Annotated in this window: 23 protein-coding genes; 13 read left to right on the forward strand and 10 right to left on the reverse strand. The window is 72.0% G+C overall.

The annotated features are described in order from the left end of the window. Nucleotides 1-13 precede the first annotated feature (13 nt). The 3 genes from IE318_RS06030 to IE318_RS06040 all read left to right on the forward strand — a co-directional run bounded on the left by IE318_RS06030 (nt 14) and on the right by IE318_RS06040 (nt 3,219). Nucleotides 14-1,591 (forward strand): ABC transporter substrate-binding protein, encoded by a 1,578-nt coding sequence (locus IE318_RS06030; protein WP_189897284.1) that lies wholly within the window; start codon nt 14-16, stop codon nt 1,589-1,591. Between the two features lie 99 nt (nt 1,592-1,690). Continuing rightward, complete coding sequence (ung, locus tag IE318_RS06035; protein ID WP_030177648.1) at nt 1,691-2,374, forward strand: uracil-DNA glycosylase; 684 nt, start codon at nt 1,691-1,693, stop codon at nt 2,372-2,374. A gap of 317 nt (nt 2,375-2,691) precedes the next feature. Further along, entirely contained in the window at nt 2,692-3,219 is a 528-nt protein-coding gene (locus IE318_RS06040) for a hypothetical protein (protein ID WP_030177650.1), read from the forward strand. Nucleotides 3,220-3,260: 41 nt separating this feature from the next. On the opposite strand, the gene IE318_RS06045 is transcribed toward IE318_RS06040, so the two are convergent. From IE318_RS06045 to IE318_RS06055, 3 genes are all read right to left on the reverse strand, one after another. After that, nucleotides 3,261-3,779: a hypothetical protein gene (locus IE318_RS06045; protein WP_189897286.1), complete on the reverse strand. Its 519-nt coding sequence runs from the start codon at nt 3,777-3,779 to the stop codon at nt 3,261-3,263. A 156-nt stretch (nt 3,780-3,935) separates the two neighbouring features. After that, nucleotides 3,936-4,451: a DinB family protein gene (locus IE318_RS06050; RefSeq protein WP_189897287.1), complete on the reverse strand. Its 516-nt coding sequence runs from the start codon at nt 4,449-4,451 to the stop codon at nt 3,936-3,938. 70 nt (nt 4,452-4,521) lie between these two features. Further along, complete coding sequence (locus IE318_RS06055; protein ID WP_189897289.1) at nt 4,522-5,124, reverse strand: TetR/AcrR family transcriptional regulator; 603 nt, start codon at nt 5,122-5,124, stop codon at nt 4,522-4,524. Between the two features lie 143 nt (nt 5,125-5,267). Between IE318_RS06055 and IE318_RS06060 the strand changes: the two genes are divergently transcribed. Beyond that, nucleotides 5,268-6,503 (forward strand): FAD-dependent monooxygenase, encoded by a 1,236-nt coding sequence (locus IE318_RS06060; RefSeq protein WP_189897292.1) that lies wholly within the window; start codon nt 5,268-5,270, stop codon nt 6,501-6,503. Nucleotides 6,504-6,513: 10 nt separating this feature from the next. After that, entirely contained in the window at nt 6,514-7,425 is a 912-nt protein-coding gene (locus IE318_RS06065; protein ID WP_189897294.1) for a Gfo/Idh/MocA family protein, read from the forward strand. Here IE318_RS06065 and lnt read toward each other — a convergent pair. Both lnt and IE318_RS06075 read right to left on the reverse strand, forming a co-directional pair. Further along, the gene (gene lnt, locus IE318_RS06070; protein ID WP_189897298.1) at nt 7,343-8,917 is read right to left on the reverse strand and encodes an apolipoprotein N-acyltransferase; all 1,575 of its coding nucleotides are present in this window, start codon (nt 8,915-8,917) and stop codon (nt 7,343-7,345) included. The two genes, IE318_RS06065 and lnt, sit on opposite strands and share 83 nt — an antisense overlap. 128 nt (nt 8,918-9,045) lie before the next feature. Then, nucleotides 9,046-11,106 carry a restriction endonuclease gene (locus IE318_RS06075; protein ID WP_189897700.1) on the reverse strand — a complete coding sequence of 687 codons (2,061 nt, stop codon included), beginning with the start codon at nt 11,104-11,106 and terminating at the stop codon, nt 9,046-9,048. Between the two features lie 136 nt (nt 11,107-11,242). Between IE318_RS06075 and IE318_RS06080 the strand changes: the two genes are divergently transcribed. Genes IE318_RS06080 through IE318_RS06085 form a run of 3 tightly spaced genes read left to right on the forward strand, consistent with a single transcriptional unit; the run spans nt 11,243 to nt 12,833 of the window. Next, the gene (locus IE318_RS06080) at nt 11,243-11,905 is read left to right on the forward strand and encodes a hypothetical protein (RefSeq protein WP_189897299.1); all 663 of its coding nucleotides are present in this window, start codon (nt 11,243-11,245) and stop codon (nt 11,903-11,905) included. A 46-nt stretch (nt 11,906-11,951) separates the two neighbouring features. Then, on the forward strand, nt 11,952-12,083 hold the full coding sequence (locus IE318_RS46100) for a hypothetical protein (RefSeq protein ID WP_268256730.1): 132 nt from the start codon (nt 11,952-11,954) through the stop codon (nt 12,081-12,083). A gap of 9 nt (nt 12,084-12,092) precedes the next feature. Beyond that, nucleotides 12,093-12,833: an SDR family NAD(P)-dependent oxidoreductase gene (locus IE318_RS06085; protein ID WP_030177658.1), complete on the forward strand. Its 741-nt coding sequence runs from the start codon at nt 12,093-12,095 to the stop codon at nt 12,831-12,833. A gap of 96 nt (nt 12,834-12,929) precedes the next feature. Here the strand turns inward: IE318_RS06085 and IE318_RS06090 are convergent, their stop codons facing one another. From IE318_RS06090 to IE318_RS06100, 3 genes are all read right to left on the reverse strand, one after another. Then, complete coding sequence (locus IE318_RS06090; protein WP_030177659.1) at nt 12,930-13,109, reverse strand: hypothetical protein; 180 nt, start codon at nt 13,107-13,109, stop codon at nt 12,930-12,932. Between the two features lie 98 nt (nt 13,110-13,207). Continuing rightward, the gene (locus tag IE318_RS06095) at nt 13,208-14,083 is read right to left on the reverse strand and encodes an undecaprenyl-diphosphate phosphatase (RefSeq protein WP_189897301.1); all 876 of its coding nucleotides are present in this window, start codon (nt 14,081-14,083) and stop codon (nt 13,208-13,210) included. 174 nt (nt 14,084-14,257) lie between these two features. Next, complete coding sequence (locus IE318_RS06100) at nt 14,258-15,052, reverse strand: TVP38/TMEM64 family protein (protein ID WP_189897303.1); 795 nt, start codon at nt 15,050-15,052, stop codon at nt 14,258-14,260. Between the two features lie 352 nt (nt 15,053-15,404). On the opposite strand from IE318_RS06100, the gene tuf reads away from it, so the two are divergent. Together tuf and IE318_RS06110 are read left to right on the forward strand one after the other, a co-directional pair. Then, on the forward strand, nt 15,405-16,574 hold the full coding sequence (gene tuf / locus IE318_RS06105) for an elongation factor Tu (protein WP_189897305.1): 1,170 nt from the start codon (nt 15,405-15,407) through the stop codon (nt 16,572-16,574). 126 nt (nt 16,575-16,700) lie between these two features. Beyond that, nucleotides 16,701-17,546, forward strand: a complete 846-nt coding sequence (locus IE318_RS06110; protein WP_189897307.1) for a spermidine synthase — start codon at nt 16,701-16,703, stop codon at nt 17,544-17,546. Between the two features lie 36 nt (nt 17,547-17,582). Here the strand turns inward: IE318_RS06110 and IE318_RS06115 are convergent, their stop codons facing one another. Then, nucleotides 17,583-18,626, reverse strand: coding sequence for a DUF8017 domain-containing protein (locus IE318_RS06115; RefSeq protein WP_189897309.1), 1,044 nt, complete (start codon nt 18,624-18,626; stop codon nt 17,583-17,585). A gap of 142 nt (nt 18,627-18,768) precedes the next feature. On the opposite strand from IE318_RS06115, the gene IE318_RS06120 reads away from it, so the two are divergent. From IE318_RS06120 to IE318_RS06130, 3 genes are all read left to right on the forward strand, one after another. Beyond that, nucleotides 18,769-19,206 carry a DUF4442 domain-containing protein gene (locus tag IE318_RS06120; protein ID WP_030177669.1) on the forward strand — a complete coding sequence of 146 codons (438 nt, stop codon included), beginning with the start codon at nt 18,769-18,771 and terminating at the stop codon, nt 19,204-19,206. Between the two features lie 406 nt (nt 19,207-19,612). After that, on the forward strand, nt 19,613-20,800 hold the full coding sequence (locus tag IE318_RS06125; RefSeq protein WP_189897311.1) for a hypothetical protein: 1,188 nt from the start codon (nt 19,613-19,615) through the stop codon (nt 20,798-20,800). A gap of 67 nt (nt 20,801-20,867) precedes the next feature. Further along, nucleotides 20,868-21,518 carry a DedA family protein gene (locus IE318_RS06130; RefSeq protein WP_030177673.1) on the forward strand — a complete coding sequence of 217 codons (651 nt, stop codon included), beginning with the start codon at nt 20,868-20,870 and terminating at the stop codon, nt 21,516-21,518. 47 nt (nt 21,519-21,565) lie between these two features. Here the strand turns inward: IE318_RS06130 and IE318_RS06135 are convergent, their stop codons facing one another. Continuing rightward, on the reverse strand, nt 21,566-22,093 hold the full coding sequence (locus tag IE318_RS06135) for a gamma carbonic anhydrase family protein (protein WP_189897314.1): 528 nt from the start codon (nt 22,091-22,093) through the stop codon (nt 21,566-21,568). Nucleotides 22,094-22,122 lie beyond the last annotated feature (29 nt).

A 22,122-nucleotide genomic window follows, 5' to 3' on the forward strand; every position in this document is an offset into this window, starting at 1 on the left:
GAGGAGCGTGCGCGTGTTCAACCGGAAGCGATGTCTGCGGCCCGCGGTGGTGATCGCGTCCATATCTCTCGTGGCCGGGTGCAGCGTCTTTTCCGACGGCGACCCCGACAGCGCGGGACCCATCGTCGTGGGGACGACCAGTGCGCCCAGCACGCTGGACCCGGCGGCGTCGTGGGACGGTTCCTGGGAGCTGTTCCGGAACATCTACCAGACGCTGCTGGCCTACCCCAACGGTGCGACCACGCCCCAGCCCGACGCCGCGAGCAGCTGCCGGTTCACCGACGCCTCCAACCGCGTCTACCGCTGCGAACTGCGCCCCGGCATGAAGTTCGCCGACGGGCACCCCCTGGACGCCCAGGCGGTCAAGTACTCCATCGACCGCATCCGGAACATCAACGCGCCCGGCGGCCCCGCCGGGCTGCTCGGCAGTCTGGACCGGGTGCAGGTGGCCGGCGACCGGGACGTCGTCTTCCAGCTCAACAGGTCCGACGCCACCTTCCCGTTCGTGCTCGCCACCCCCGCCATGTCGATCGTCGACCCCGACGACTACTCCGCGCATGCCCTGCGCAACGACGGCAAGGTCTTCGGCTCCGGGCCGTACGCGCTGAAGTCGTACCAGGAGGGCAAGCAGGCCGAGCTGGTCAAGAACGGCAACTACCAGGGGTACGCCGAGCGCAGAAACGATGCGGTGACCATCCGCTACTTCCAGGACTCCGCCACGATGGTCAAGGCGCTGCGGGACAGCAGCATCGACGTGACCTACCGCGGTCTGGCCGCCGACGACATCGTCGCCCTGCAGGGCAAGGGCTCCAAGGACCTGCAGCTCGTCGAGGGCGCCGGCGCGGACATCAACTACCTGGTGTTCAACCCGAAGGACCCCTGGGCGGCCAAGCAGGCCGTGCGCAAGGCCGTCGCCCAGGTCGTCGACCGGCCGGCGATCGCCCACACCGTCTACAAGGACACCGTCGACCCGCTGTACTCCATGGTCCCCAAGGGCCTGACCGGACACACCACGGGCTTCTTCGACGACTTCGGCGACCCGAGCGTGACCAAGGCCCGCAAGATCCTCTCCGAGGCGGGCATCACCCAGAAGGTCCCGCTCACCCTCTGGTACACCACCGACCGCTACGGCTCCGAGACCGCCGAGGAGTTCCAGGAGCTGAAGCGGCAGCTGGACGACTCCGGCCTGTTCACGATCACTCTGAAGAGCCGGCCCTGGAAGACGTACGTCGCGGGCTACCAGAAGGGCGAGTACCCGGTGTTCGGGCGCGGCTGGTCGCCGGACTTCCCCGACGCCGACAACTTCATCGCCCCGTTCGTGGGGCAGCAGAACGCGCTCGGCACCCCGTACCCGACGCCCGAGATCACCAAGGTGCTGCTGCCCGAGTCGCGGCGCGAGAGCGACCGCGCGAACGTGGTGAAGGAGTTCGAGCAGGCCCAGCAGATACTGGTGCGCGACGCACGGCTGCTGCCGCTGTGGCAGGGCAAGCAGTACGTGGCCGCGAGCGACGACATCTCCGGCGGCGAGCGGGCGCTCGACCCGTCGTCGATCATGATGATGTGGGAGCTGTCCCGCAAGACGAGCTGGTAGGGGCGGAAGGGGCGGAACTCCGAGGGCGCGGCGCCGTTGTCAGTGGTCGCCTGTAGGTTCAGTGGCCTGGAAGTGACCGCACATCGTGAGGACGTTGACGTGACCGACATCGCCATGCTGCCCGAGTCCTGGCGCGGGGTTCTGGCCGACGAACTGCAGCAGCCGTACTTCAAGGAGCTGACCGAGTTCGTCGAGGAAGAGCGGGCGAAGGGTCCCGTGTATCCGCCGCGCGAGGAGGTCTTCGCCGCGCTGGACGCCACGCCGTACGACAAGGTCAAGGTGCTGATCCTCGGGCAGGACCCGTACCACGGCGAGGGACAGGGTCACGGCCTGTGCTTCTCGGTGCGCCCCGGGGTGCGGATCCCGCCCTCGCTGCGCAACATCTACAAGGAGATGCACGAGGAGCTGGGCACGCCGGTCCCGGACAACGGCTACCTCATGCCGTGGGCCGAGCAGGGCGTACTCCTGCTGAACGCGGTGCTGACGGTCCGCGGCGGCGAGGCCAACTCCCACAAGGGGCGCGGCTGGGAGAAGTTCACCGACGCCGTGATCCGCGCGGTGGCCGGCCGGCCCGACCCGGCGGTGTTCGTCCTGTGGGGCAACTACGCCCAGAAGAAGCTCCCCCTGATCGACGAGACCCGGCACGTGGTCGTCAAGGGCGCGCACCCCTCGCCGCTCTCGGCGAAGAAGTTCTTCGGCTCCCGCCCCTTCACCCAGATCAACGAGGCGGTGGCCCACCAGGGCCACACCCCGATCGACTGGCGCATTCCGAACCTGGGCTGAGAGCCGGGCGGGGGCCGGGGCGGGGGAGAGCCGGCCGGGCGTGGGGTCCGGGGCCCGGGAGTCCCGGGGTGCCGGAACGGGCGCGGGAGGGCCGGCCGGGCGGGGCCTGTGTCAGGGGTGGCCGCGTCGAGCTGCGGATGCGGCTCGGGCGGTGGCGCGAATCCTGCGGACGTCGGCCGCAAACGGGTCCCCGGCAAGCCCGCGGTGTCTGCCCGGATCGCCGGATGTGGGGTGCCGGGCCCGCGTCTTCGGTGGGTTTCGGCCGGTTGGGCCCTAACGTCGGGGGAGTCGGGTCGGGGACAGCGCTGGAGGCCGTGGTGACGGAACGACAGGAGCAGGCGGCGTCGGACGCCGTGCTGACGCGGATCGGGCAGTGCATCATGCTGCACCACGCCGGGGACCGTGAGGAGGCACGGTTGCGGCTCCTCGATCTGTGGCGCGAGATCGGCGAGGACGGCGATCCGCTGCACCGCTGCACGCTGGCCCACTACATGGCGGACACCCAGGACGACCCCTCCGACGAACTGGCCTGGGACCTCAGAGCGCTGTCGGCGGCGGAGGAGCTCACGGACGACCGGCTCGCCGAGCACGAGGGCGCGCCGGCGGCCCGCGCCCTCTACCCGTCCCTCCATCTGAACCTCGCCGCCGACTACGTGAAGCTGGACCGCTGCGAGGCGGCCCGCAGCCATCTCCTCCGCGCCCGTGGTGCGGCCGACGCCCTCGCCGACGACAGTTACGGTGACGGAGTCCGTGCGGCGATCCACCGGATGGAACTGCGGCTGGGCGAGGGCGATCCCTCCGGCCCCGGGGAGGAACCCGACGGGCCGCCTCGCCGGCGGTTCTAGTACGCCGTCCGGCTGTCCGGCGTTCTGAGGGTCTCAAGGTCTCAACGGCCGTATGTCTGGCCGCAGATGCGCGCCTCGGGGCTGTCCGGGCGCCAGCCGCCGTACTGCTTGCCGAGGGCGCAGACGCCGGGGTCTCTCGGTGCCGAGTGGGTGCCGGAGGGGCCTTCGGCGTGCGGTGTCCGTGGCGGATGCTGGTGCCGGGGACCCGGGTGCCGCTCGTGGAAGTGGTGGTGGGCGGGGGAGCGCGGTTTGCGGGGTTGCGGCTGTGGATCGGGCGGCTCGGGGGTCGCGGAGGAGTGCGGGGGCGCAGGGGGGTGTGTCGGGGTGTCCTGTTGTGCGGTCGGGTGCGGGGATCCGGGCGTTCCGACGCGTTCCAGGGCCTCCTGCGGGGGTGCCTGGACCTGCCGTGGTGCGGCGCTGCCGTCCGGGCGCGGGGCCAGGGGTGGGGAGGGAGTCGCCGCCGGGCCGGACACGGGCGGCCGCTGGACCGTGACACAGCCGGTGAGGGCCGCGACGGCCACGGTGACCAGGAGCGTTGCGGTGGTCGTCGTTCGATGCACCCGGGCAACTCTGCTGGGTCCGGGCCCTCGCCGGCCGGGGGACGGGTCCAGGATGCCCCTCACGGGTGATCTCCGGCCCCGTAGGGGGTGCGGGCGCCACGCGCGGGTGACGTCCCCGGTCGGCGCCGCCGGGCGCATCGGTCGGACGCCGTTCGCTCAGTCCCCGGTCGTCCCGTCCAGGCGCTCGCGGAGCAGGTCGGCGTGGCCGTTGTGGCGGGCGTACTCCTCGATCATGTGGGTGTAGATCCACCGCAGGTTGAACGGCTTGTCGGTGCGCCTGTCGTGGCGCTGGGACAACTCGTCCAGGCCGATGCCGGCGGCGCTGCGCCGGGCGGCCTCGATCTCGGCCTGCCAGGTGGCGTACGCCTCGGCCCAGGTGTCCTTCTCGGTGACGTGGAAGTCGCCGTCGGGGTCCTGCTCGCTGTAGTAGATCGGCCCCGGTTCCTCTCCCGCCAGCACGGCGCGGAACCAGTGCCGTTCCACCTCGGCCATGTGCCGCACCAGTCCCATCAAACACAGGTCGGACGGCTCGGCGGACGCGGTCCGCAGCTGTTCGTCGGTCAGGCCCTGGCACTTCCACGCCAGCGTCTGCCGGTGGTAGTCCAACCAGCCTTCCAGCATGGTGCGTTCGTCGGCGTCCAGGGCGGGCTCTCGGCGTTCCTCCGTCGTCATGCCCCGATCCTGGCGCAGCCCGGCGCCGTCACACCATGCCTTTTCCGGCGCCGGACCGTCCGGCTTCGAGTCATCGGGCGCCGAACATCCCCTCCAGCAGCTCCCGCAGGCTCGCCCGCACCTCGTCGAGCTCCGGCACGCGGGCGTGGAAGGTGCCGGCCACGCACGAGAACATCAGCCCGTCCGCCCAGGCGATCAGGGACAGCACATGCCGGTCCGGCTCGGCTGAACCCATCGCCGTGACCAGTGCGCCGAGCTGCTCGCGGAAGTAGGCGCCCGCCGCGTCGAAGTGGGAGCGCAGTTCAGGACGGCGGGTCGCCTCCAGGGCCAGCTCGTAGCGGGCGAGGGTCAGTTCGCGGTTCCGGGTCAGCGCGCGGTGCGTGGCCAGTGTCAGCCCGTCCACCAGCGAGTCGAGGCCGCCGGTCCGTGGGTCCGGCAGCTCGTGCGGCGCCAGCACCCGTGCCTCCCGCTCGGCCAGCCGTCGCACCGCCAGGTCGAGCAGGGCCTGGCGGGTGCGCGCGAGGTTCGACGTCGAGCCCTGCGGCAGGCCGGCCGCCTCGTCGACCGCCCGGTGTGTCAGGCCGCGCATCCCGCGCTCGGCGAGCAGGGCGAGAGCGGCGTCGGCCACGCGATCGGCGCGCGAGACGTTCGCTGGGGCTGGAGCTGCGGACATGAGGGTCAACCTACCCGGCGACTACGCCCGTAGTGCACCTCACCGCGCGCTTCACTACGCCCGTAGTGCGTCCGCCACTACATCCGTAGTATCTTCGAGCCGTTGCCGCACTACAGGTGTAGTCTCGTTGTGCTGGAGGAGTCATGTCCCCGTCCCGTCCCTCGCGCGTCGTCGTCATCGGCGGCGGCATCGGAGGCCTCGCCGCCGCCGCGGCCCTGCACCGGACCGGCCGGCAGGTCACCGTGCTGGAGCGGGCCCGCTCACTGGAACCCGTCGGCGCGGCCATCTCGCTCTCGCCGAACGCCCTGCGCGCCCTGGACGTCCTCGGCATCGGCGACCGGATCCGCGACCTGGCCGCCTGGCAGGGCGGTGGGGATACCGCCCGCTCGAGCGCAGCCGAGAGTCGGGGAGGGCTGCGTACGCCGGACGGCCGCTGGCTCACCCGGACCGACGCCGCCGCGGCGGCCCGGCGGTTCGGCGGCCCCCTCGTCCTGCTGCACCGCGCCACGCTGATCGACAGCCTGGCCGGACTCCTGCCGCCCGAGACCGTCCGCACGACCGCCGCCGCGAGCCTCACCGACCCCGGCGACGACCACCGCCCCGCCCGCGTGCGCACCCCCGACGGCGAGCTGGAGGCCGACCTGGTCGTGGCCGCCGACGGGATCAACTCCGCGGCCCGCCGGACGCTGTTCCCCGGCCATCCCGGGACCGTCTACTCCGGATTCACCACCTGGCGCGTCGTGATCCCCGTCCCGGGGGTCGAGTTCGCCTCCCACGAGACCTGGGGCAGGGGCTGTCTGTGGGGCACACACCCGCTCAAGGACGGCCGGGTGTACGCCTACGCCGCCGCCATGACACCCGCCGGGCAGCAGGCGGCCGACGACGAGCGGGCGGAACTCCTGCGCCGCTTCGGCCACTGGCACGAGCCGATCCCCGCCGTACTCGCCGCCGCCCGGCCCGAGGACGTGCTCCGCCACGACGTCCACCACATCGCCGAGCCGCTGCCCGCCTACCACCGCGGCCGGGTCGCCCTCCTCGGCGACGCGGCGCACGCCATGCCGCCGACCCTCGGCCAGGGCGGCAACCAGGCCGTCGAGGACGCCGTCGTCCTCGCCCACCACGCCGACGACCTCGCCGCCTACACCGCGGCCCGGCTGCCCCGCACCACCGCCATCGCCCGCCAGGCGGTGCGCGTGGCCCGCGCGAACATGATGAGCAACCGCGCCGCGATGGCCGTACGGAACACGCTGATCGCCGCGCTGTCCAAGGCCCGGCCGGAGCTGCTGCTGCGCGGTTTCGACGGCATCGCCGACTGGCGGCCTCCCCAGTCGCCGTATGCTGCCGTGCACACGGGAACCGTGGGAACAGGCGAGCGATGAGGGAGAGCACGTGAAGGTCGGCTGCATCGGACTGGGCGACATCGCGCAGAAGGCGTACCTGCCGGTGCTCGGCACCCAGCCCGGGATCGACCTGCATCTGCAGACCCGGACGCCCGCGACGCTCCAGCACGTCGCCGACACCCTGCACCTGCCCGCCGACCGCCGGCACCCGACCCTGGACGACCTTCTGGCCCAGGACCTCGACGCCGCCTTCGTGCACGCCCCCACCGCCGTCCACCCCGAGATCGTCACCCGGCTGCTGGAGGCGGGCGTGGCGACCTACGTCGACAAGCCGCTCGCCTACGATTTCACCGACTCCGCACGCCTGGTCGCGCTCGCCGAGGAGCGGAACGTCTCCCTCATGGTCGGGTTCAACCGGCGCCACGCCCCCGCCTACGCGCAGTGCGCCGACCATCCGCGCGAGCTGATCCTGATGCAGAAGAACCGCGTCGGGCTGCCCGAGGAGCCGCGCACGATGATCCTCGACGACTTCGTCCACGTCGTGGACACGCTGAGGTTCCTGGTTCCGGGCCCGGTGGACGACATCACCGTGCGCGGCCGGATGCGCGACGGACTGCTGCACCACGTCGTGCTGCAGCTCGCCGGCGACGGGTTCACCGCGCTCGGCGTGATGAACCGGCTCAGCGGCTCGACCGAGGAGATCCTGGAGGTCTCCGGGCAGGACACCAAGCGCCAGGTGGTCAACCTGGCCGAGACCATCGACCACAAGGGCCAGCCGACCGTGCGCCGGCGCGGCGACTGGGTGCCGGTCGCCCGGCAGCGCGGGATCGAACAGGCCGTGCTGTCCTTCCTCGACGCGGTGCGCGCGGGCAAGGTGCTCAGTGCCCGTGACGCGCTGGAGACGCACGAACTGTGCGAGCGGGTGGTGCGGACGGTGCTGGAGCGCTCCGGCGCGGCCTGAGCGCCCGCGCCCCCTGCGTCACGCAGAACGCGGCCAGTACCAGCAGTGCCGCGTGCACCGGCCAGTCGCCGTAGCGGACGTACGGGGTGACGCCGTGCGCGGTCGGCACGTCGTAGACCTCGGTCGTGCTCGCGTCCGTACCGAGCCAGGGGCCGACGCGCTGCCCGCTGGGGCCGTAGACGGCCGACACCCCGGTCAGCGTGGCGTGCACCATGGGCCGCCCCGTCTCGGCGGCCCGCAGCGCGCCGAGCGAGGCGTGCTGCTCGGGAGCCCAGCTGTGCTGGAACGTGGAGGTCGACGACTGGGCGAGCAGCACCCCGGCGCCGTCCCGCGCCAGGTGCCGGCTCATGTCCGGGAACGCCGTCTCGAAGCAGACCAGCGGGCCGACCCGCAGCCCGTGGCCCACGTCCATCACCACCTGCTCGCTGCCGCGCCTGCGGTCCTCGCCCGCGGCCTTGCCGACGGAGGTCGCCCAGCCGAGCACGGAGCGCGCCGGAATGTACTCGCCGAACGGCACGAGCCGCATCTTGTCGTAGCGGTCACCGGTCGGACCGTTCGGGCCGACGAGCACGGAACTCTTGTAGATGCCCGGCCGGTCGGCGCGCCGGGCGTCCACGTTGACCAGCACGTCGGCGCCCACCTCACGGGAGAGCGCGGCGATCCGCCGCGCCAGGTCCGGCCGCTGGGTCAGGTCGAAGCCGACGCTGGACTCGCCCCAGACGACCAGATCGACGTGCTGCCCCACCAGGGAGCGGGTCAGCTGCTCCTCACGGTCGAAGCGCCGCTGACCGCTCTCCGTGCCGTCGACCAGACCCGGCTGTACGACGGCTATGCGGACGTGGCCGTCGACGTCGGGGCGCGGCGCCCACACCCAGGCCGCCGAGGTCGCCGCCGCCGTGGCCACCAGCCCGGCCAGGGCCGGCACCCGGGCCGCACGGACCGCGACGAGCACGGTGACGGCGACGTTGACCGCCACCACCAGGAAGCTCAGCAGCCACACCCCGCCGACGGAGGCCAGCCGCAGCGCCGGCGCGACCTGCCACTGACTGGCACCGAGCATCCCCCAGGGGCCGCCCAGCCCCTGCCAGGACCGTACGAGCTCGACCGCCAGCCAGCCGGACGGCAGCACGACGAGCGCCGCCGCGCACCGCCCCGGCGAGGGCAGACCGGCCAGGAACCGCCGCACCAGCCACCCCCAGGGCCCCCACAGGGCACCGAGCAGCGCCGCGAGCACCAGCGTGAACACATGCAGACTGGGCAGCAGCCAGTGGTGCACGGCCAGCATGAAGCCCAGCCCGCCGAACCAGCCGTCGCAGACCGCCCGACGCCCGGTCGGAGCGCAGCGGGCGAGCAGGATCCACGGCACCAGCGCCACGTAGGCGAACCACCACAGCGACGGCGCGGGAAAGGCGAACATGGGCAGGGCCCCCGCGAGCGCGGCGAGCACCGAACGCCGCCACGGGGAGCCGAGCCAGCGGTCGAACCTCTGCATGGAACAACGCCCTCCTTCCCCCGCCTACCCCTTGGACGCCTCCACCTGTCCGGGCGGGCGGCTCCAGTGTGCGGGCTCGAACCGCTCCCGCCCAGGCCGCCTCCTCCGCCCGGCGACGGACGGCGGCGCTACTCCACCTCGACGCCGAAATCCTGAACGAGCTCCTCCAGGCCGCCCGTGTACCCCTTGCCGCCCAGGACGAAGTCCCAGTCCCCGTTCGACCTGTGGCGGAAGGAGCCGAGCACCAAGGCGGTCTCGCGTGGCCGCCCGTCGGAGACCTCCAGCCGTCCCAGCTCGGCCAGCGACGGGTCGAGCAGGCGGATGCAGGCATCCGTGAAGCCGGAGAGGTCGGCGTCCGGGTCGGCCTCCGGATCGACGGCGGCCACCAGTACGAACCGGTCGGCCTCGGCCGGCAACGCGTCGAAGGAGACGCAGATCGCGGCCTTGTCGGGTGCGGTGGCCGGGAGGGCGCGCACGGAGCCGTCAGGTGTCCGCGGGTTGTTGAAGAAGACGAAGTGATCGTCGCTGAGGACGCGGTTGCCACGGCAGACGAGAGCACACACGTCCAGCGCTACGCTCCCGGTCCACGACATGCCCAGGATGTTGTAGTCGGCGGGCAGGCGAGTGTCCGTAACGGTCGGCGTCGGCTGCGCTCCGGCCTGTGGGACACCGTCGCCCAGGCGCCCGCGCAGCCCATGACGATGCAGCAGGTCGACGAGTTCGGTTCCCGAGATCAGTTCGAGCGGCTTGCCGTTGGCGAAGGTGTGCGAGCTGGGACCGAACTTCGACGTCGTCACGAGGACACCTTTGTTGGCGCCGGCGTCCTGCACGGTCCCGTACAGGTCGCGCACCGCGGTGGGCGGCACCGTGTTGCGGTAGCGCTTCACCTGTACGACGATCTTGCCGCCTCGGATCGGTGCCGGATCCAGTGCGTCGACGTCCACCCCGCCGTCGTTCGAGCGCTGGGTTGTGACCGCCTGCATCCCCATGGCCCGGAAGAGGTCGGCAACGAGGCCTTCGAAGGCGATCGGATCCATGTCGTACAGATCGGGTTCCTCGTCGCTGCCGTGCGTGACCACACGGTTCCCGACCTCCTGCGGCCGGCGGCTCGGCCGCACAGGTGTGAGCTGGTCGGGACGAGCCGACAGCTGCCCACGCAGTGCCTCGGTCAGACAGCCGCCGGCGTCCACCCGGGCCAAGTGCAGGTCGCGGAACGTCGCGCGCGGAGCCATGACGGTCGCCAGGTGGATGTGGCCCGGCCGGCCCGTCGTGGGGTCATGCCCGTCGACGAACCCGTTCAGGACGACGGAGTCGAGCGCGCCCGGCTCATCCGCGGCGAAGAGTTCGTGCAGGACGAGCAGCATGCACTGCGCGAGAACCTCCCGGTACAGGGCTCGGCGTTGACCTACCGGGCGGGGAGTCTCCTTGTCCTGGTCTGTGCTGGGCATGTATCGAACAGACTTGGCCTCGGGTACGACGCCGTAGGACGGCAGTTCCCAGTCCAGCACCAACTGGCCGGCTGCCGGGTCATAGGCCGCCGCCACCCGACGTGGGAAATCCTCCGGCCACGCAGCCGAGGCGTAGAGGGCGGCCGAGAAGTACTCGACCACCGAGTCGGGATCGCGGCGCCTCACCCCTTCGGTCAGTTCGACGACGCCGGCGTTGTGCCGCCGCACCTCGGCCAGCCGGGCATCGGCCCACTGCTGGTACTCCCGCTGGTACGCCGCCAATTGCTGCTGTCGCTGTGCCTCCGCTGCCTGGGCCGCGTGCCAGTCCCTCTCGAAGCGCGCCCGAGCCTCCGCCTGTGCCTGAGCCCGGCGGCCGGCGGTCCACCCGCCCTGGGCCTGGTAGTGAGCGAAGTCCGGCATGGGGACGGGCTGCGCCAACGGTCCCGGGGAGAAGGGCTCGACCTCTTCGGCGCGCATCAGGGAGGACGCCCTGAAGGCCGGAGCCAGAGAACCCGAGGCGAGAAGACCTTGCAGTGCCGTGACCTGCGCGTCGAGTTCCTCGGTGCGGCGTAGTGCCTCGGCCTGCCGGTACTCTCGGTGACTCTGAGCAGCTCGCCGTTGATAGGCACGTGCCTGCTGCGCTTCTTGTCTCCGTCGTCGGGCCTCGGCCTCCATCTGGCGCTGCTGCTGCCTCTGCATCTCAGCCCAGACGCCGACCAAGCCATTAGAGCGACGACTCATGTGTTGCAGGCCCTCCCCAAGGCACGCTGGTTGTCCCCACAACCAGTTGTAATACGACGACTCTATCCAGTGATGCCGGCCTCGCACATCCGGCCGACCATGGCATCGTGCTCGTGGCGTGGATCATGGAGCGGTGATGAAGTTGACCAAGAAGGCGCCCCAGGTTGAGCGGCCCGTGGGTGAACCGGAGCTCTCCGCCTACCAGAAGGCTCTGCGGGACCGGCTTCTCGCCGCTCCTGTGGTGCCCGCGCCGGCGCCCTGGCAGCCTGTTCTCGAGCCCTGCGTCCCTGTCGGCGGACTCCTCGGCATCGGCTTCACGACGCATCCCGACAGCGGCCACGACCTGGTGATGGTCGTATCGCATGACGGCCACGGTCTCTTCGATGCCGTCACGGGGGAGAAGATCGCCCGGGACCGCGATCCCGCTCCGGAGGACAGCACCCCCGACGCGACTGTCGATCTGACATGCCCTGGATTGGGACCGGTCGCGGGGAGCCGGGTGCATATCGCCGGGCTCTTCGGCGGAGGGCTTCACACCACCACCGCGGACAGTTGGCTTCTGGAGGTCGTCACGCCGGCCTGGCCGAATGATCGGGTGCTGCTGTCCCGCGACGGCGGGTTGCCCCACTCCGGTCCGTACGGGGAGCGCTGGTGGCACATCTTCCACGCCGACCACTCCGAGCTCCGCGCCGTCGGGTTCTCTCCCTCGGGTCGGACCCTCGCCGTTGCGACGAGCAGTGATCTGTCCCTGTGGACCCGCCGGACCGGTCAGGGCCGCGATGGCGGCGGCGAGGCCTGACCGGACTGGACCGGCTCCGGCCCAGGCGTCGGAGGGGGCGTGATCGGTGAGGGCTGCGCTCGCCGCCGAGGTCCGTGCGCTGGTCCGTTCGGGTGAGATGGGGCGGGCGGGCGCGTCGTTTCCCGACGAGCGGCCGTGTCCGCTGCCCGACGAGGTGCTCGGGCATCTGCGGGCCTAGGATGATCATATGAAGCGTCTTGTCACCGTCGTCACCGGCGGCAGCCGGGGTATCGGCGCCGCGATCTGTCGTCGGCTGGCGGCCGACGGGCACGACGTGGTGGTGGGGTACGTCAACGACACGCGGGCCGCGGAGGCCGTCGCGGACGAGGTGCTGGAGTGCGGGGCGCGCAGCGTCACCGTGCGGATGGACACCTCGGTGGAGGCGGACGTCGAGCGGCTCTTCGCCACGGCGGAGGAGCGGCTCGGCCCGGTGACGGGGCTGGTGAACAACGCCGGGGTGACCGGACCGCTGGGCCGGCTTGCCGACACGGACACCGCCGACCTGCGCCGGGTCGTGGACGTCAACCTCCTCGGCACGCTGCTGTGCTCCCGCCGTGCCGCCCAGCTCATGGCGCCCCGGGGCAACGGCGTGATCGTGAACGTGTCGTCCGCGGCGGCCACGCTCGGCAGCCCCGGCGAGTACGTCCACTACGCGGCGGCCAAGGCGGCCGTGGACGCCCTGACGCTGGGGCTCGCCAAGGAACTCGGCCCGGACGGCATCCGCGTCAACGCGGTCGCGCCCGGCGTGATCGACACCGAGATCCACGCGGCGATGGGCGACCCGGACCGGGCCCGGCGCGCCGCCGGCACGATCCCCCTGCGCCGGCCGGGCCGGGCGGAGGAGATCGCCGCGGCCGTGGCCTGGCTGATGTCGCCCGACGCCTCCTACGCGTCGGGAGCCGTACTGCGGGTGTCCGGCGGGCGCTGAGGAGGACGGCCGTGAGGCCGCCGGCGGCAGCCATCGAGGGTGCCGGCGGCGGCCATCAAGGGCGCTGGGGGCGGTCCGGAGGCGGCTGTCGGGGACTTACGCCGCCTCGATCACCTTCTCTCGGATGGCGGCGGCCCACTCGACCACCAGCAGCTCGTACTCCGCGCGCTCCCGGGCCGACAGGGACCCGCCCGAACGCAGCCAGAGCGCCCGGATCTGCTCGTTCAGCTCGGCGGCGGACCGCACGGAACCACGGGCCATGGAATCGGGGAACATGGCCACAAGCCTAGGGCCATGCACTGACGCTGCGCTACCGGACGGCTACGCGAACCGCGGGAAGCCGGTCAGCGCGGCCCCGCCCGGTGACCGTCCGCTCAGCCGGCGGACTCGGCCGCGTGCGGGCTGAGCACACCGGCCGTCACCAGCGCGACGATGACGATCCCCAGCGCCACCCGGTACCACACGAACGGCATGAAGCTCCTGGTGGAGATGTACTTCATGAACCACGCGATGACCGCGTATCCGGACGCGAAGGCGATCACCGTGGCGAACAGCGTCGGTCCCCATGCCACATGGTCGCTCTCCAGCGCGTCCTTCAACTCGAAGGCGCCGGAGGCCAGTACGGCCGGGACGGCCAGCAGGAAGGAGTAACGGGCCGCCGCATCCCGCCGGTAGCCCATGAACAGCCCGCCGCTGATGGTGGCGCCGGAGCGGGAGACACCTGGTACCAGGGCCATCGCCTGGCAACAGCCGTAGATCAGGCCGTCCTTGACGCCCAGGTCCTCAAGGGCCTTGCGCCGCTTGGGCGCTCGGTGCCGGCCGCCCTTCTCGTCCCGCGCCGCCAGCCGGTCGGCGATGCCGATGACCGCGCCGACCACGACGAGCATCGTCGCGGTGACCCGCAGATCCCGGAACGGCCCCTCGATCTGGTCCTTGAGCGTCAGGCCGAGCACCCCGATCGGGATCGAGCCGACGATCACCAGCCAGCCCATGCGGGCGTCGGGATCCTTGCGCATCGTCCTGTCGGCGAGCGAGCGGGACCACGCGGCGAGGATCCGGCCGATGTCCTTGCGGAAGTAGATCAGGACGGCCGACTCGGTGCCGATCTGGGTGATCGCAGTGAAGGCCGCCCCCGGGTCCTTCCAGCCCGAGAACGCCGCGGTCAGCCGCAGATGCGCACTGGAGGAGACGGGGAGGAACTCGGTCAGCCCCTGGACGAGTCCGAGAACGAGGGATTCAAACCAAGACATGGAAGTTCGACAGTCCAAGCGCCGGTCGGGAGGTCGGAGACCGCAGCGTAGCGCCCCGACATGACCGGAACACCACCGGGGCTTTACCGTCTCTTTACGGCACTTGGCGTCCGCGCCGCCGTCGCCCCCGCGGGGTCGTGCCGCGCCGGACCGGAGCTTTCCCGCGGCGGGCCGCTACGCGGTGGGCCCGCGATGCCCGCGCAGATGGTGCCGCTTGCGCCAGGCCACCACCGCGCCGGCCAGCGCCGGTACGGCGATGCAGGCCATCGCGATCAGGAAGGCCGGGGACGTCGGTGCGGCGGCGCGGGCGCCCGCGACGACGTAGGCGGCCGTGTTCGGGACCGAGCCGAGCGCCGTCGCCAGCAGGAACGCGGGCCAGCCCATACGCGAGACGGCGGCGCAGTAGTTCGCCGCCCAGAACGGCACCCCAGGGAACAGCCGGGCCGCCAGCATCGAGCGAAAACCGTGCCGGCTGAGCTGCCCGTCCGCCGCCTTCAGCAGCCGGCCGCGCAGCAGCGGCCGCAGCGCGTCCTGACCCAGCACCCGGCCCAGTCCGAAGGCCACCCCGGCGCCCAGCACCGTACCGGCCAGCGCCGCCGCGAGTCCGAACTGCGAGCCGAACAGGGCGCCCGCGGCGAGGTTCAGCAGCGGCCGCGGCACGAACGCGACCGTGCACAGGCCGTACGCCACCGCGAACACCGCCGCCGCCGCGGCCCCGCCCAGCTGCGGCGGCCAGCCGTGCGCCAGCAGTCGCTGCGGCTGGAAGAGGAGCACGCAGGCACCGGACGCCGCGAGCAGCATCAGCAGCAGCGACAGCCGCGACCAGGGTGACAGCAGCGCTCTCGCGCAGCGGGTGGTCAGGGTGAGCGGAACCGGCGCGGACGCGGGAACGGCGAGGGCCGGCTCCGTGACGGCGGCCCGGGGAGAGACCGCGGCGGTGCCCCCAGAGCGGGTGGTGGCATCGAGCATCTGGTGACATTAACCGACCGGTGTCTCTGATCGCCGCATGGATCGTCTCATGAGTGTCCCGGGCACACATCATGAGCCCCTGAGGCCCCGTCAACCTCCCCGCGCACCGAAAAGCATTCGACCCGCGGCGCGGTCTCGGCAATGATCTACCCCATGTTCCGGCACGCCTTCCTCCTCGCAGCATCCGCCGCCGCGGATGCTCCGAAGGCTGCCGTTCTGATCCTCCTGGCCGCAGTCGACGGCGCCCGAAGCTGACCCTCCCCGGATCGTCCGGCGGACCCCGCAGGGGGAGGGTCGGAGAGTCCTCGGGGTCCCGCATTCCTTCACGGCTGAAAGGCTTCGAGGTACAGCCATGTCCAAGACCGCGTACGTACGCACCAAACCGCATCTGAACATCGGCACGATGGGCCATGTCGACCACGGCAAGACCACCCTGACCGCCGCCATCACCAAGGTCCTGGCCGAGCGCGGCACCGGCACGTTCGTGCCGTTCGACCGCATCGACCGGGCCCCGGAGGAGGCCGCCCGCGGCATCACCATCAACATCGCGCACGTCGAGTACGAGACCGACACCCGGCACTACGCGCACGTGGACATGCCGGGCCACGCCGACTACGTCAAGAACATGGTCACCGGCGCCGCGCAGCTCGACGGGGCGATCCTCGTCGTCTCCGCGCTCGACGGGATCATGCCGCAGACCGCCGAGCACGTGCTGCTCGCCCGGCAGGTGGGCGTCGACCACATCGTCGTCGCCCTCAACAAGGCGGACGCCGGCGACGAGGAGCTCATCGACCTCGTCGAGCTGGAGGTCCGCGACCTGCTCACCGAGCAGGGCTACGGCGGCGACGCGGTGCCCGTCGTACGGGTCTCCGGGCTGAAGGCGCTGGAGGGCGACCCGCGGTGGACGGCGTCCATCGAGGCGCTGCTCGACGCGGTGGACACCTACGTGCCCATGCCGGAGCGGTACCTGGACGCACCGTTCCTGCTGCCGGTGGAGAACGTGCTGACCATCACCGGCCGGGGCACCGTCGTCACCGGCGCGGTGGAGCGCGGCACGGTCCGCGTCGGCGACCGGGTGGAGGTGCTGGGCGCCGAGACGGAGACGGTGGTCACCGGCCTGGAGACCTTCGGCAAGCCCATGACGGAAGCGCAGGCCGGGGACAACGTCGCGCTCCTGCTGCGCGGTGTCCCGCGCGACGCGGTCCGCCGCGGCCACGTCGTCGCGGCCCCGGGCAGCGTCACACCCAGGCGGCGCTTCAGCGCACAGGTGTACGTCCTCTCGGCGCGCGAGGGCGGCCGTACGACACCGGTGGCCACCGGCTACCGCCCGCAGTTCTACATCCGCACCGCGGACGTGGTCGGCGACATCGACCTCGGCGAGGCGGCGGTCGCGCGGCCCGGGGACACGGTCGCGATGACGGTGGAACTGGGACGCGAGGTGCCGCTGGAGCCGGGGCTCGGCTTCGCCATCCGCGAGGGCGGCCGGACCGTCGGCGCGGGCACGGTGACCGCCGTGGAGTGAACGGGGGGTGCTGACGGAGCCGTAGGTGCGGGCCGGGCGAGTCCGGCCCGCACCCGGCGAGGTCACCGGCGGGCGCCGGGTGCGGGGGCGGCGCGCACCGGACGTACGGACCGGCACAATGGACCCGTGACCGAGTCCATACCCGTGACCCGCGCCGTCGATCACGGGACCGCCAAGCTGATGCCCGACATCGACCGCGAACGGGCCTGGCTGCTCACCGTGGACGGGGCGCCGCAGTCGTACGTCGACCTGGACGAGCCCACACACCTGGAGTTCGAGTACGCGCGCCGGCTCGGGCACGTCCTGGACACCGTCGCGGAACCGGGCCGCCCGCTGGACGTCCTGCACCTGGGCGGCGGTGCGCTCACCCTGCCCCGCTACGTGGCCGCGACCCGCCCCGGATCGCGCCAGGAGGTCGTCGAGGCCGACCGCGCCCTGCTGGAGCTGGTCGTCGGCCACCTCCCACTCCAGGAGGACGCGGGGACGGTGCTGCACACCGCCGACGCCCGCGCCTGGCTGGAAGCAGCCCCGGCCGATTCCGCGGACGTGCTGATCGCCGACGTCTTCGGCGGCTCCCGGGTCCCGGCCCACCTCACGACCCTCGCCTACGCCCGTGAGGCCGAGCGGGTGCTGCGCGGCGACGGGATCTACCTCGCGAACCTCGCCGACGCCGCGCCCTTCGCCTTCCTGCGTTCCCAACTCGCCACGTTCGCCACGCTGTTCGAGGAGCTGGCGGTGATCGCCGAGCCCGGCGTGCTGCGCGGCCGGCGCTTCGGCAACGCGGTGCTGATCGCCGCGCACCGCCCCGTGGACACGGCCGCCCTGGCCCGGCGCACCGCCGCCGACGTCTTCCCCGCCCGCGTCGAACACGGCGCCGCCCTGTGGGAGTTCATCGGCACGGCCGCCGCCGTCGGGGACGAGGACGCCGTACCCTCACCCGAGCCTCCGGGCGGGACGTTCAGCGTCGGCTGACCGCCCGTCCCGCCCGCGTGCCGGGCCCGCGCCCGGTCAGCCGGTCGGGTCCCCATGCAGCCGGACCGTGCTGAGGATCTTCAGGATGGTGGCGTCGGACAGCTCGTCCTTCACACCCTTGGCGCCGTAGAGGGTCCAGGAGGTGAAGTCGCCCTGCGAGTTCTTGAAGGCGAAGCTGGTCGCCTTGCCGTCGGTGTCGCACTTGTGCGTCTTCGGCACGCCCGCGGTGAACGAGGTCGCGACGCTGCCCGCAAGGCCGGACTTGGTGGTGTAGGGCTTCGCCTTGCCGATCTTCAGGTACTTCTTGGCGGCGTCGCTCTGGTCGGTGTAGCCGCCGAAGGCGAACGCGGCGGCGTCCCCGCGGGCGATGCTGGCGGTGTCCTTGCCGCCGTTCTCACCCTTGGTCCCGCTGGACGCCAGGGAGCTGGTCTCCTTGTTGCCGTCCTTGTCGTCGTCGGACGTGCACCAGCTCTCCTTCAGGAAGGCGGGCGCGGAGAACACGATGTAGGGAGAGCCGTCGCCCTTCTTCTTGTCCTCGAAGCCGCTGACCACGCCGGGGGAGTCGACCTTCCAGTCGGGCGGGACGTCGAAGGCCGTGCCGTGCTTGGGGTTGAGGACGACCTTCCAGCCGGGGATCACCGGCTTCTCGGTCTGAGTGCCGCGCGGGTTGTCGCCCGCCGCGGTGTCGGACGGGCTCGCGCCGGTCGACGCCGACGCCGACGCTGACTGGCTCGCCTTGCCGTCGGTCTTGCCGCCGTCCGCCTTGTCGTCCTTGCCGCCACCGAGGACCAGGAACCCGGTCACACCGGCCGCCACCACCACGGCCGTCGCGGCGATGATCGCGACGAGCTTGGTCCGGTTGGCGCCGCCGCCACCGCCGCCCGCGCCGGTCGGCGGCTGCGGCCCGCCCACGGGGGTGGGGGCGCCCCACTGCGGCTGCGGCTGCGGCGGCTGGGTATAGGGGTTGGGCTGTTGGTACCCGGGCTGCTGATAGGGATTCGGCTGCTGGTAACCCGGCTGCTGGTACGGGTTGTTCTGCGGGTTCTGCTCGCCCCCGGGCGGCTGCTGTCCTGGCCACATGAGCAGCAACCCTATGGTGCCGGGGACACGATTCGGTCACCGGGCTTTGTCAGGGACGTACCAGATCGGTGGACGCGGCGCCGGGATCGCTCTGGTCAGGCGTGCTACTCGCAAGTAACATGACGCCATGAGCGCAGATCAGATGTCGATCGGCGAGTTGCTCGCCGCCACGGTGCCGATGGTTCGGACCCTGAACCTCGAGTACCTGGAGACCACTCCGGAGCGGGCCGTGCTGTCCCTGCCGGACCAGGGCGAGTACCGCAACCACGTCGGTGGACCGCACGCCGGGGCGATGTTCACGCTCGGCGAGTCGGCCAGCGGGGCGATCGTCCTCGCCGCCTTCGGCGACCAGCTCTCGCGGGCGGTGCCGCTGCCGGTGAACGCCGAGATCGCGTTCAAGAAGATCGCCCTCGGCCCGGTCAAGGCCACCGCGACCCTCGGCCGTCCCGCCGCCGAGGTCGTCGCCGAACTCGACGAGGGGCGGCGCCCCGAGTTCCCGGTGACCGTGCGGATCCAGCGTGAGGACGGCGCCGTCACCAGCGAGATGACGGTCGTCTGGACCCTCCGGCCGAACAGCTGAGCGGCGCTGCACCGCCGCCGGCATCCGCTCCGGTCCCGCACCCGGCGAGGTGGGGGCCGGAGTTGGAGGTTTCGTGTGTCATCCGGCCCCGTCCGTCCACATGTCGGGGTCTTCTGCGTGGTGGAATTTTCGAATGCGGGTGCGGATACTCGCGGTAACTCCCCTGGCATTTCCGGGCATTGTCACTTCGGCCTTTCGAACTCCTTGTTTCCCGTGAGTAGCGTGTGCGAAAGTGAGCCTCCCCTGCGGGAAAGGCGATGACCGGCCTCCCTTTCCCGGTCAGGTGCGCATCCCTCCGGCACCCGCGTCCCTGGACGCGTTCCGTGTGCCGTCCTGCGGCCTGAAAGGAAAAGGTCCAGTGCAAGCCCCCCACCCCCCACGCCCTCCCTATCCGCCCCACTCCGGTGTGACCGCGACCGAGTCCGACCGCCATCTCGTCGCCCGGCTGCGGGACCCCGACGGCGGCCACCACGCCGTCGCGCTGCTGCTCGCCCGGCACTGGCGGGCGACCTACGACTACGCCGCCATCTGCCTTGCGGCGCCGGGCGATTCGGCGGCCATGGTCGCCACCGCCGCCTTCCGGCACGTGCTGCGCCGACTGACCGGTGGCGCGGTCGGCGGCGCCCTGCGCCCGCAACTCCTCGTCGCCGCCCGGGAAACCGTCCGGGAATGGGCCGCCGACGAGGCGGCGTGCGCCGTACTGCCGGAACTGAGCAGACCTTCGGGAGGCCGCGGTCTTCGTGCGGTGAAGTCCATGACGTCCGAAAAACGGCTGCTGGCGGAAAGGGCTTTCCAGGCCCTTCCCGGCGCTTTCCAGTGTCTGTTGTGGCACACCGAGGTCGAGGCCGAACCCATAACCATACCGTCCGGTCTGCTGGCTATGGACGCCGCCGGCGCGGAGGGCACGCTGGAGCAGGCACGGGAGCAATTCCGGGCGGGCTGCGTGCGCGCACACCGGGAACTCGCGCCGAGCGGTGAATGCCGCTACTACAACCGGCTCCTCGACGTTCCCCTGCGCCGTGGCGGGACGCTGCTGCCCGATGTCCGGCAGCACCTTCGCGCCTGCCGGCACTGCCGGCAGGCGGCCGAACAACTCGGTCACTTCGACGGCGGCCTGCACGTCCTGCTCGCCGAGGCCGTGCTCGGCTGGGGCGCCCGCCGCTATCTGGACTCCCGGCCGGCCCGCGCCGCGGCGGGCCCGGCCGCCGCGGTCCCGGGGGCCCACCGTGCGTCCGGGCCGGCCGGCCTCGCGCGCGGCGGACGTCGAGGCATCGCCGGTACCGCCGGCGCCGGCGCGTTCTCCGGACGTACGGGCCCATGGCGCGGGCATGGGCATGCTCATGGGTACGGGAACCGGCACCGCACGGCCCTGGCCGTGGCCGTCGGACTCGCCTCGCTCGTCCTGCTCGCCACTGTTCTGGCGGCCAAGGGCTGGACGGCCGACCGGGCCGCCGCCTCCGCCCCCCGGGTCACCTGGGGAGCGTCCGGCGACCCCGCCCGCCGGGCCGTGGTCGCCCCCGAGGCCCCGTCCGCGTCCGCCTCGGAGAACTCCGGGCGAACCATGGCACACCACCCTTCGGGGCCGAACCGGTAGGCTTCCCGGGGGCGCTCGTCGCGGCGCGCCCGGGAACACGCGGACGCGAAACGGGGAGGAACCGGCGGTGCACGTCCAGGAGTGGCTCGACTCGGTGCCCGCAGGCGCCGTCTACGCCGTGGTGGCCCTGGTCATCGGGCTGGAGAGCCTGGGCATCCCCCTGCCCGGCGAGATCATCCTGGTCTCGGCGGCCCTGATGTCCTCGCAGCACACCGGTGTCAACCCCGTCGTGCTGGGCGCTTGCGCGACCGCCGGCGCGGTCGTGGGCGACTCCATCGGCTACGCCATCGGCCGCAAGGGCGGCAGACCGCTGATCGCCTGGCTGGGGAGGAAGTTCCCCAAGCACTTCAGCGAGGGACATGTCGCCACGGCCGAACGCTCCTTCGAGAAGTGGGGCATGTGGGCCGTGTTCTTCGGCCGTTTCGTCGCCCTGCTGCGCATCTTCGCCGGCCCGCTCGCGGGCGTGCTGCGGATGCCGTACTGGAAGTTCCTCACCGCCAACGTGCTCGGCGGCATCTGCTGGGCGGGCGGCACGACGGCCGTCATCTACTACGTCGGTGTCGTAGCCGAGTCCTGGCTGAAGAAGTTCTCCTGGCTGGGCCTGGTGGTGGCCGTGCTCATCGGCCTGGGGTCGATGCTGGTGCTCAGGCGCAAGGCGAAGAAGGCGCAGGGCGCCGCGCAGGAGGCCGAGGTGGAGACCGTGGGCGCCGCCGAGTAGGCCTCGAGCGGCCGGTCGTGCACCGGCCGCGCGGATCCGTCCGTGCGCTATTCGTGCACGTCTCGGTGGGCGTTCGCCAGCTCCGCGTACATCGTGCCGTTGAGCGTGAGGCCCTGGCGCTCCTCCTCGGTCAGCTCCCGCCGCACCTTCGCCGGCACCCCTGCCACCAGCGAACCGGGCGGCACCACCATGCCCTGCGGCACCAGGGCCTGAGCGGCGACGAGTGATCCCGCTCCGACGACCGCGCCGTTCAGTACGGTCGCCCCCATGCCGATCAGGCAGTCGTCCTCCACCGTCGCCCCGTGGACGACCGCGTTGTGGCCGACGGACACCCGCTCGCCGATGATCACCGGGAAACCGGGGTCCGCGTGCAGGGTGCAGTTGTCCTGGATGTTGCTCCGCGCGCCGACGAGGATGCGCTCGACGTCGCCCCGGACCACCGCGCCGTACCAGATGCTCGCCCCGGCCTCCACCGTCACGTCCCCGATCACCGAGGACGTGGGCGCCACGAACGCCTCCCCGTCGATCTTCGGCTCCTTGCCACCGATGCCCGTGATCAGCGCCTTGTGCGTCATCGCCCTCTCCTCGTCGTCGACACCACGCA

The organism is Streptomyces spiralis, from assembly GCF_014654675.1.
Taxonomy (GTDB): Bacteria; Actinomycetota; Actinomycetes; order Streptomycetales; family Streptomycetaceae; genus Streptomyces; species Streptomyces spiralis.

Coding starts and splice junctions, on each gene's coding strand:
- IE318_RS06050 (WP_189897287.1), bottom strand. CDS start 4,451: ATGACGACGGAGGAACGCCGAGAGCCCGCCCTGGACGCCGACGAACGC.
- IE318_RS06055 (WP_189897289.1), bottom strand. CDS start 5,124: ATGTCCGCAGCTCCAGCCCCAGCGAACGTCTCGCGCGCCGATCGCGTG.
- IE318_RS06060 (WP_189897292.1), top strand. CDS start 5,268: ATGTCCCCGTCCCGTCCCTCGCGCGTCGTCGTCATCGGCGGCGGCATC.
- lnt (WP_189897298.1), bottom strand. CDS start 8,917: ATGCAGAGGTTCGACCGCTGGCTCGGCTCCCCGTGGCGGCGTTCGGTG.
- IE318_RS06075 (WP_189897700.1), bottom strand. CDS start 11,106: ATGAGTCGTCGCTCTAATGGCTTGGTCGGCGTCTGGGCTGAGATGCAG.
- IE318_RS06080 (WP_189897299.1), top strand. CDS start 11,243: ATGAAGTTGACCAAGAAGGCGCCCCAGGTTGAGCGGCCCGTGGGTGAA.
- IE318_RS06085 (WP_030177658.1), top strand. CDS start 12,093: ATGAAGCGTCTTGTCACCGTCGTCACCGGCGGCAGCCGGGGTATCGGC.
- IE318_RS06090 (WP_030177659.1), bottom strand. CDS start 13,109: ATGTTCCCCGATTCCATGGCCCGTGGTTCCGTGCGGTCCGCCGCCGAG.
- IE318_RS06095 (WP_189897301.1), bottom strand. CDS start 14,083: ATGTCTTGGTTTGAATCCCTCGTTCTCGGACTCGTCCAGGGGCTGACC.
- IE318_RS06100 (WP_189897303.1), bottom strand. CDS start 15,052: ATGCTCGATGCCACCACCCGCTCTGGGGGCACCGCCGCGGTCTCTCCC.
- tuf (WP_189897305.1), top strand. CDS start 15,405: ATGTCCAAGACCGCGTACGTACGCACCAAACCGCATCTGAACATCGGC.
- IE318_RS06115 (WP_189897309.1), bottom strand. CDS start 18,626: ATGTGGCCAGGACAGCAGCCGCCCGGGGGCGAGCAGAACCCGCAGAAC.
- IE318_RS06120 (WP_030177669.1), top strand. CDS start 18,769: ATGTCGATCGGCGAGTTGCTCGCCGCCACGGTGCCGATGGTTCGGACC.
- IE318_RS06135 (WP_189897314.1), bottom strand. CDS start 22,093: ATGACGCACAAGGCGCTGATCACGGGCATCGGTGGCAAGGAGCCGAAG.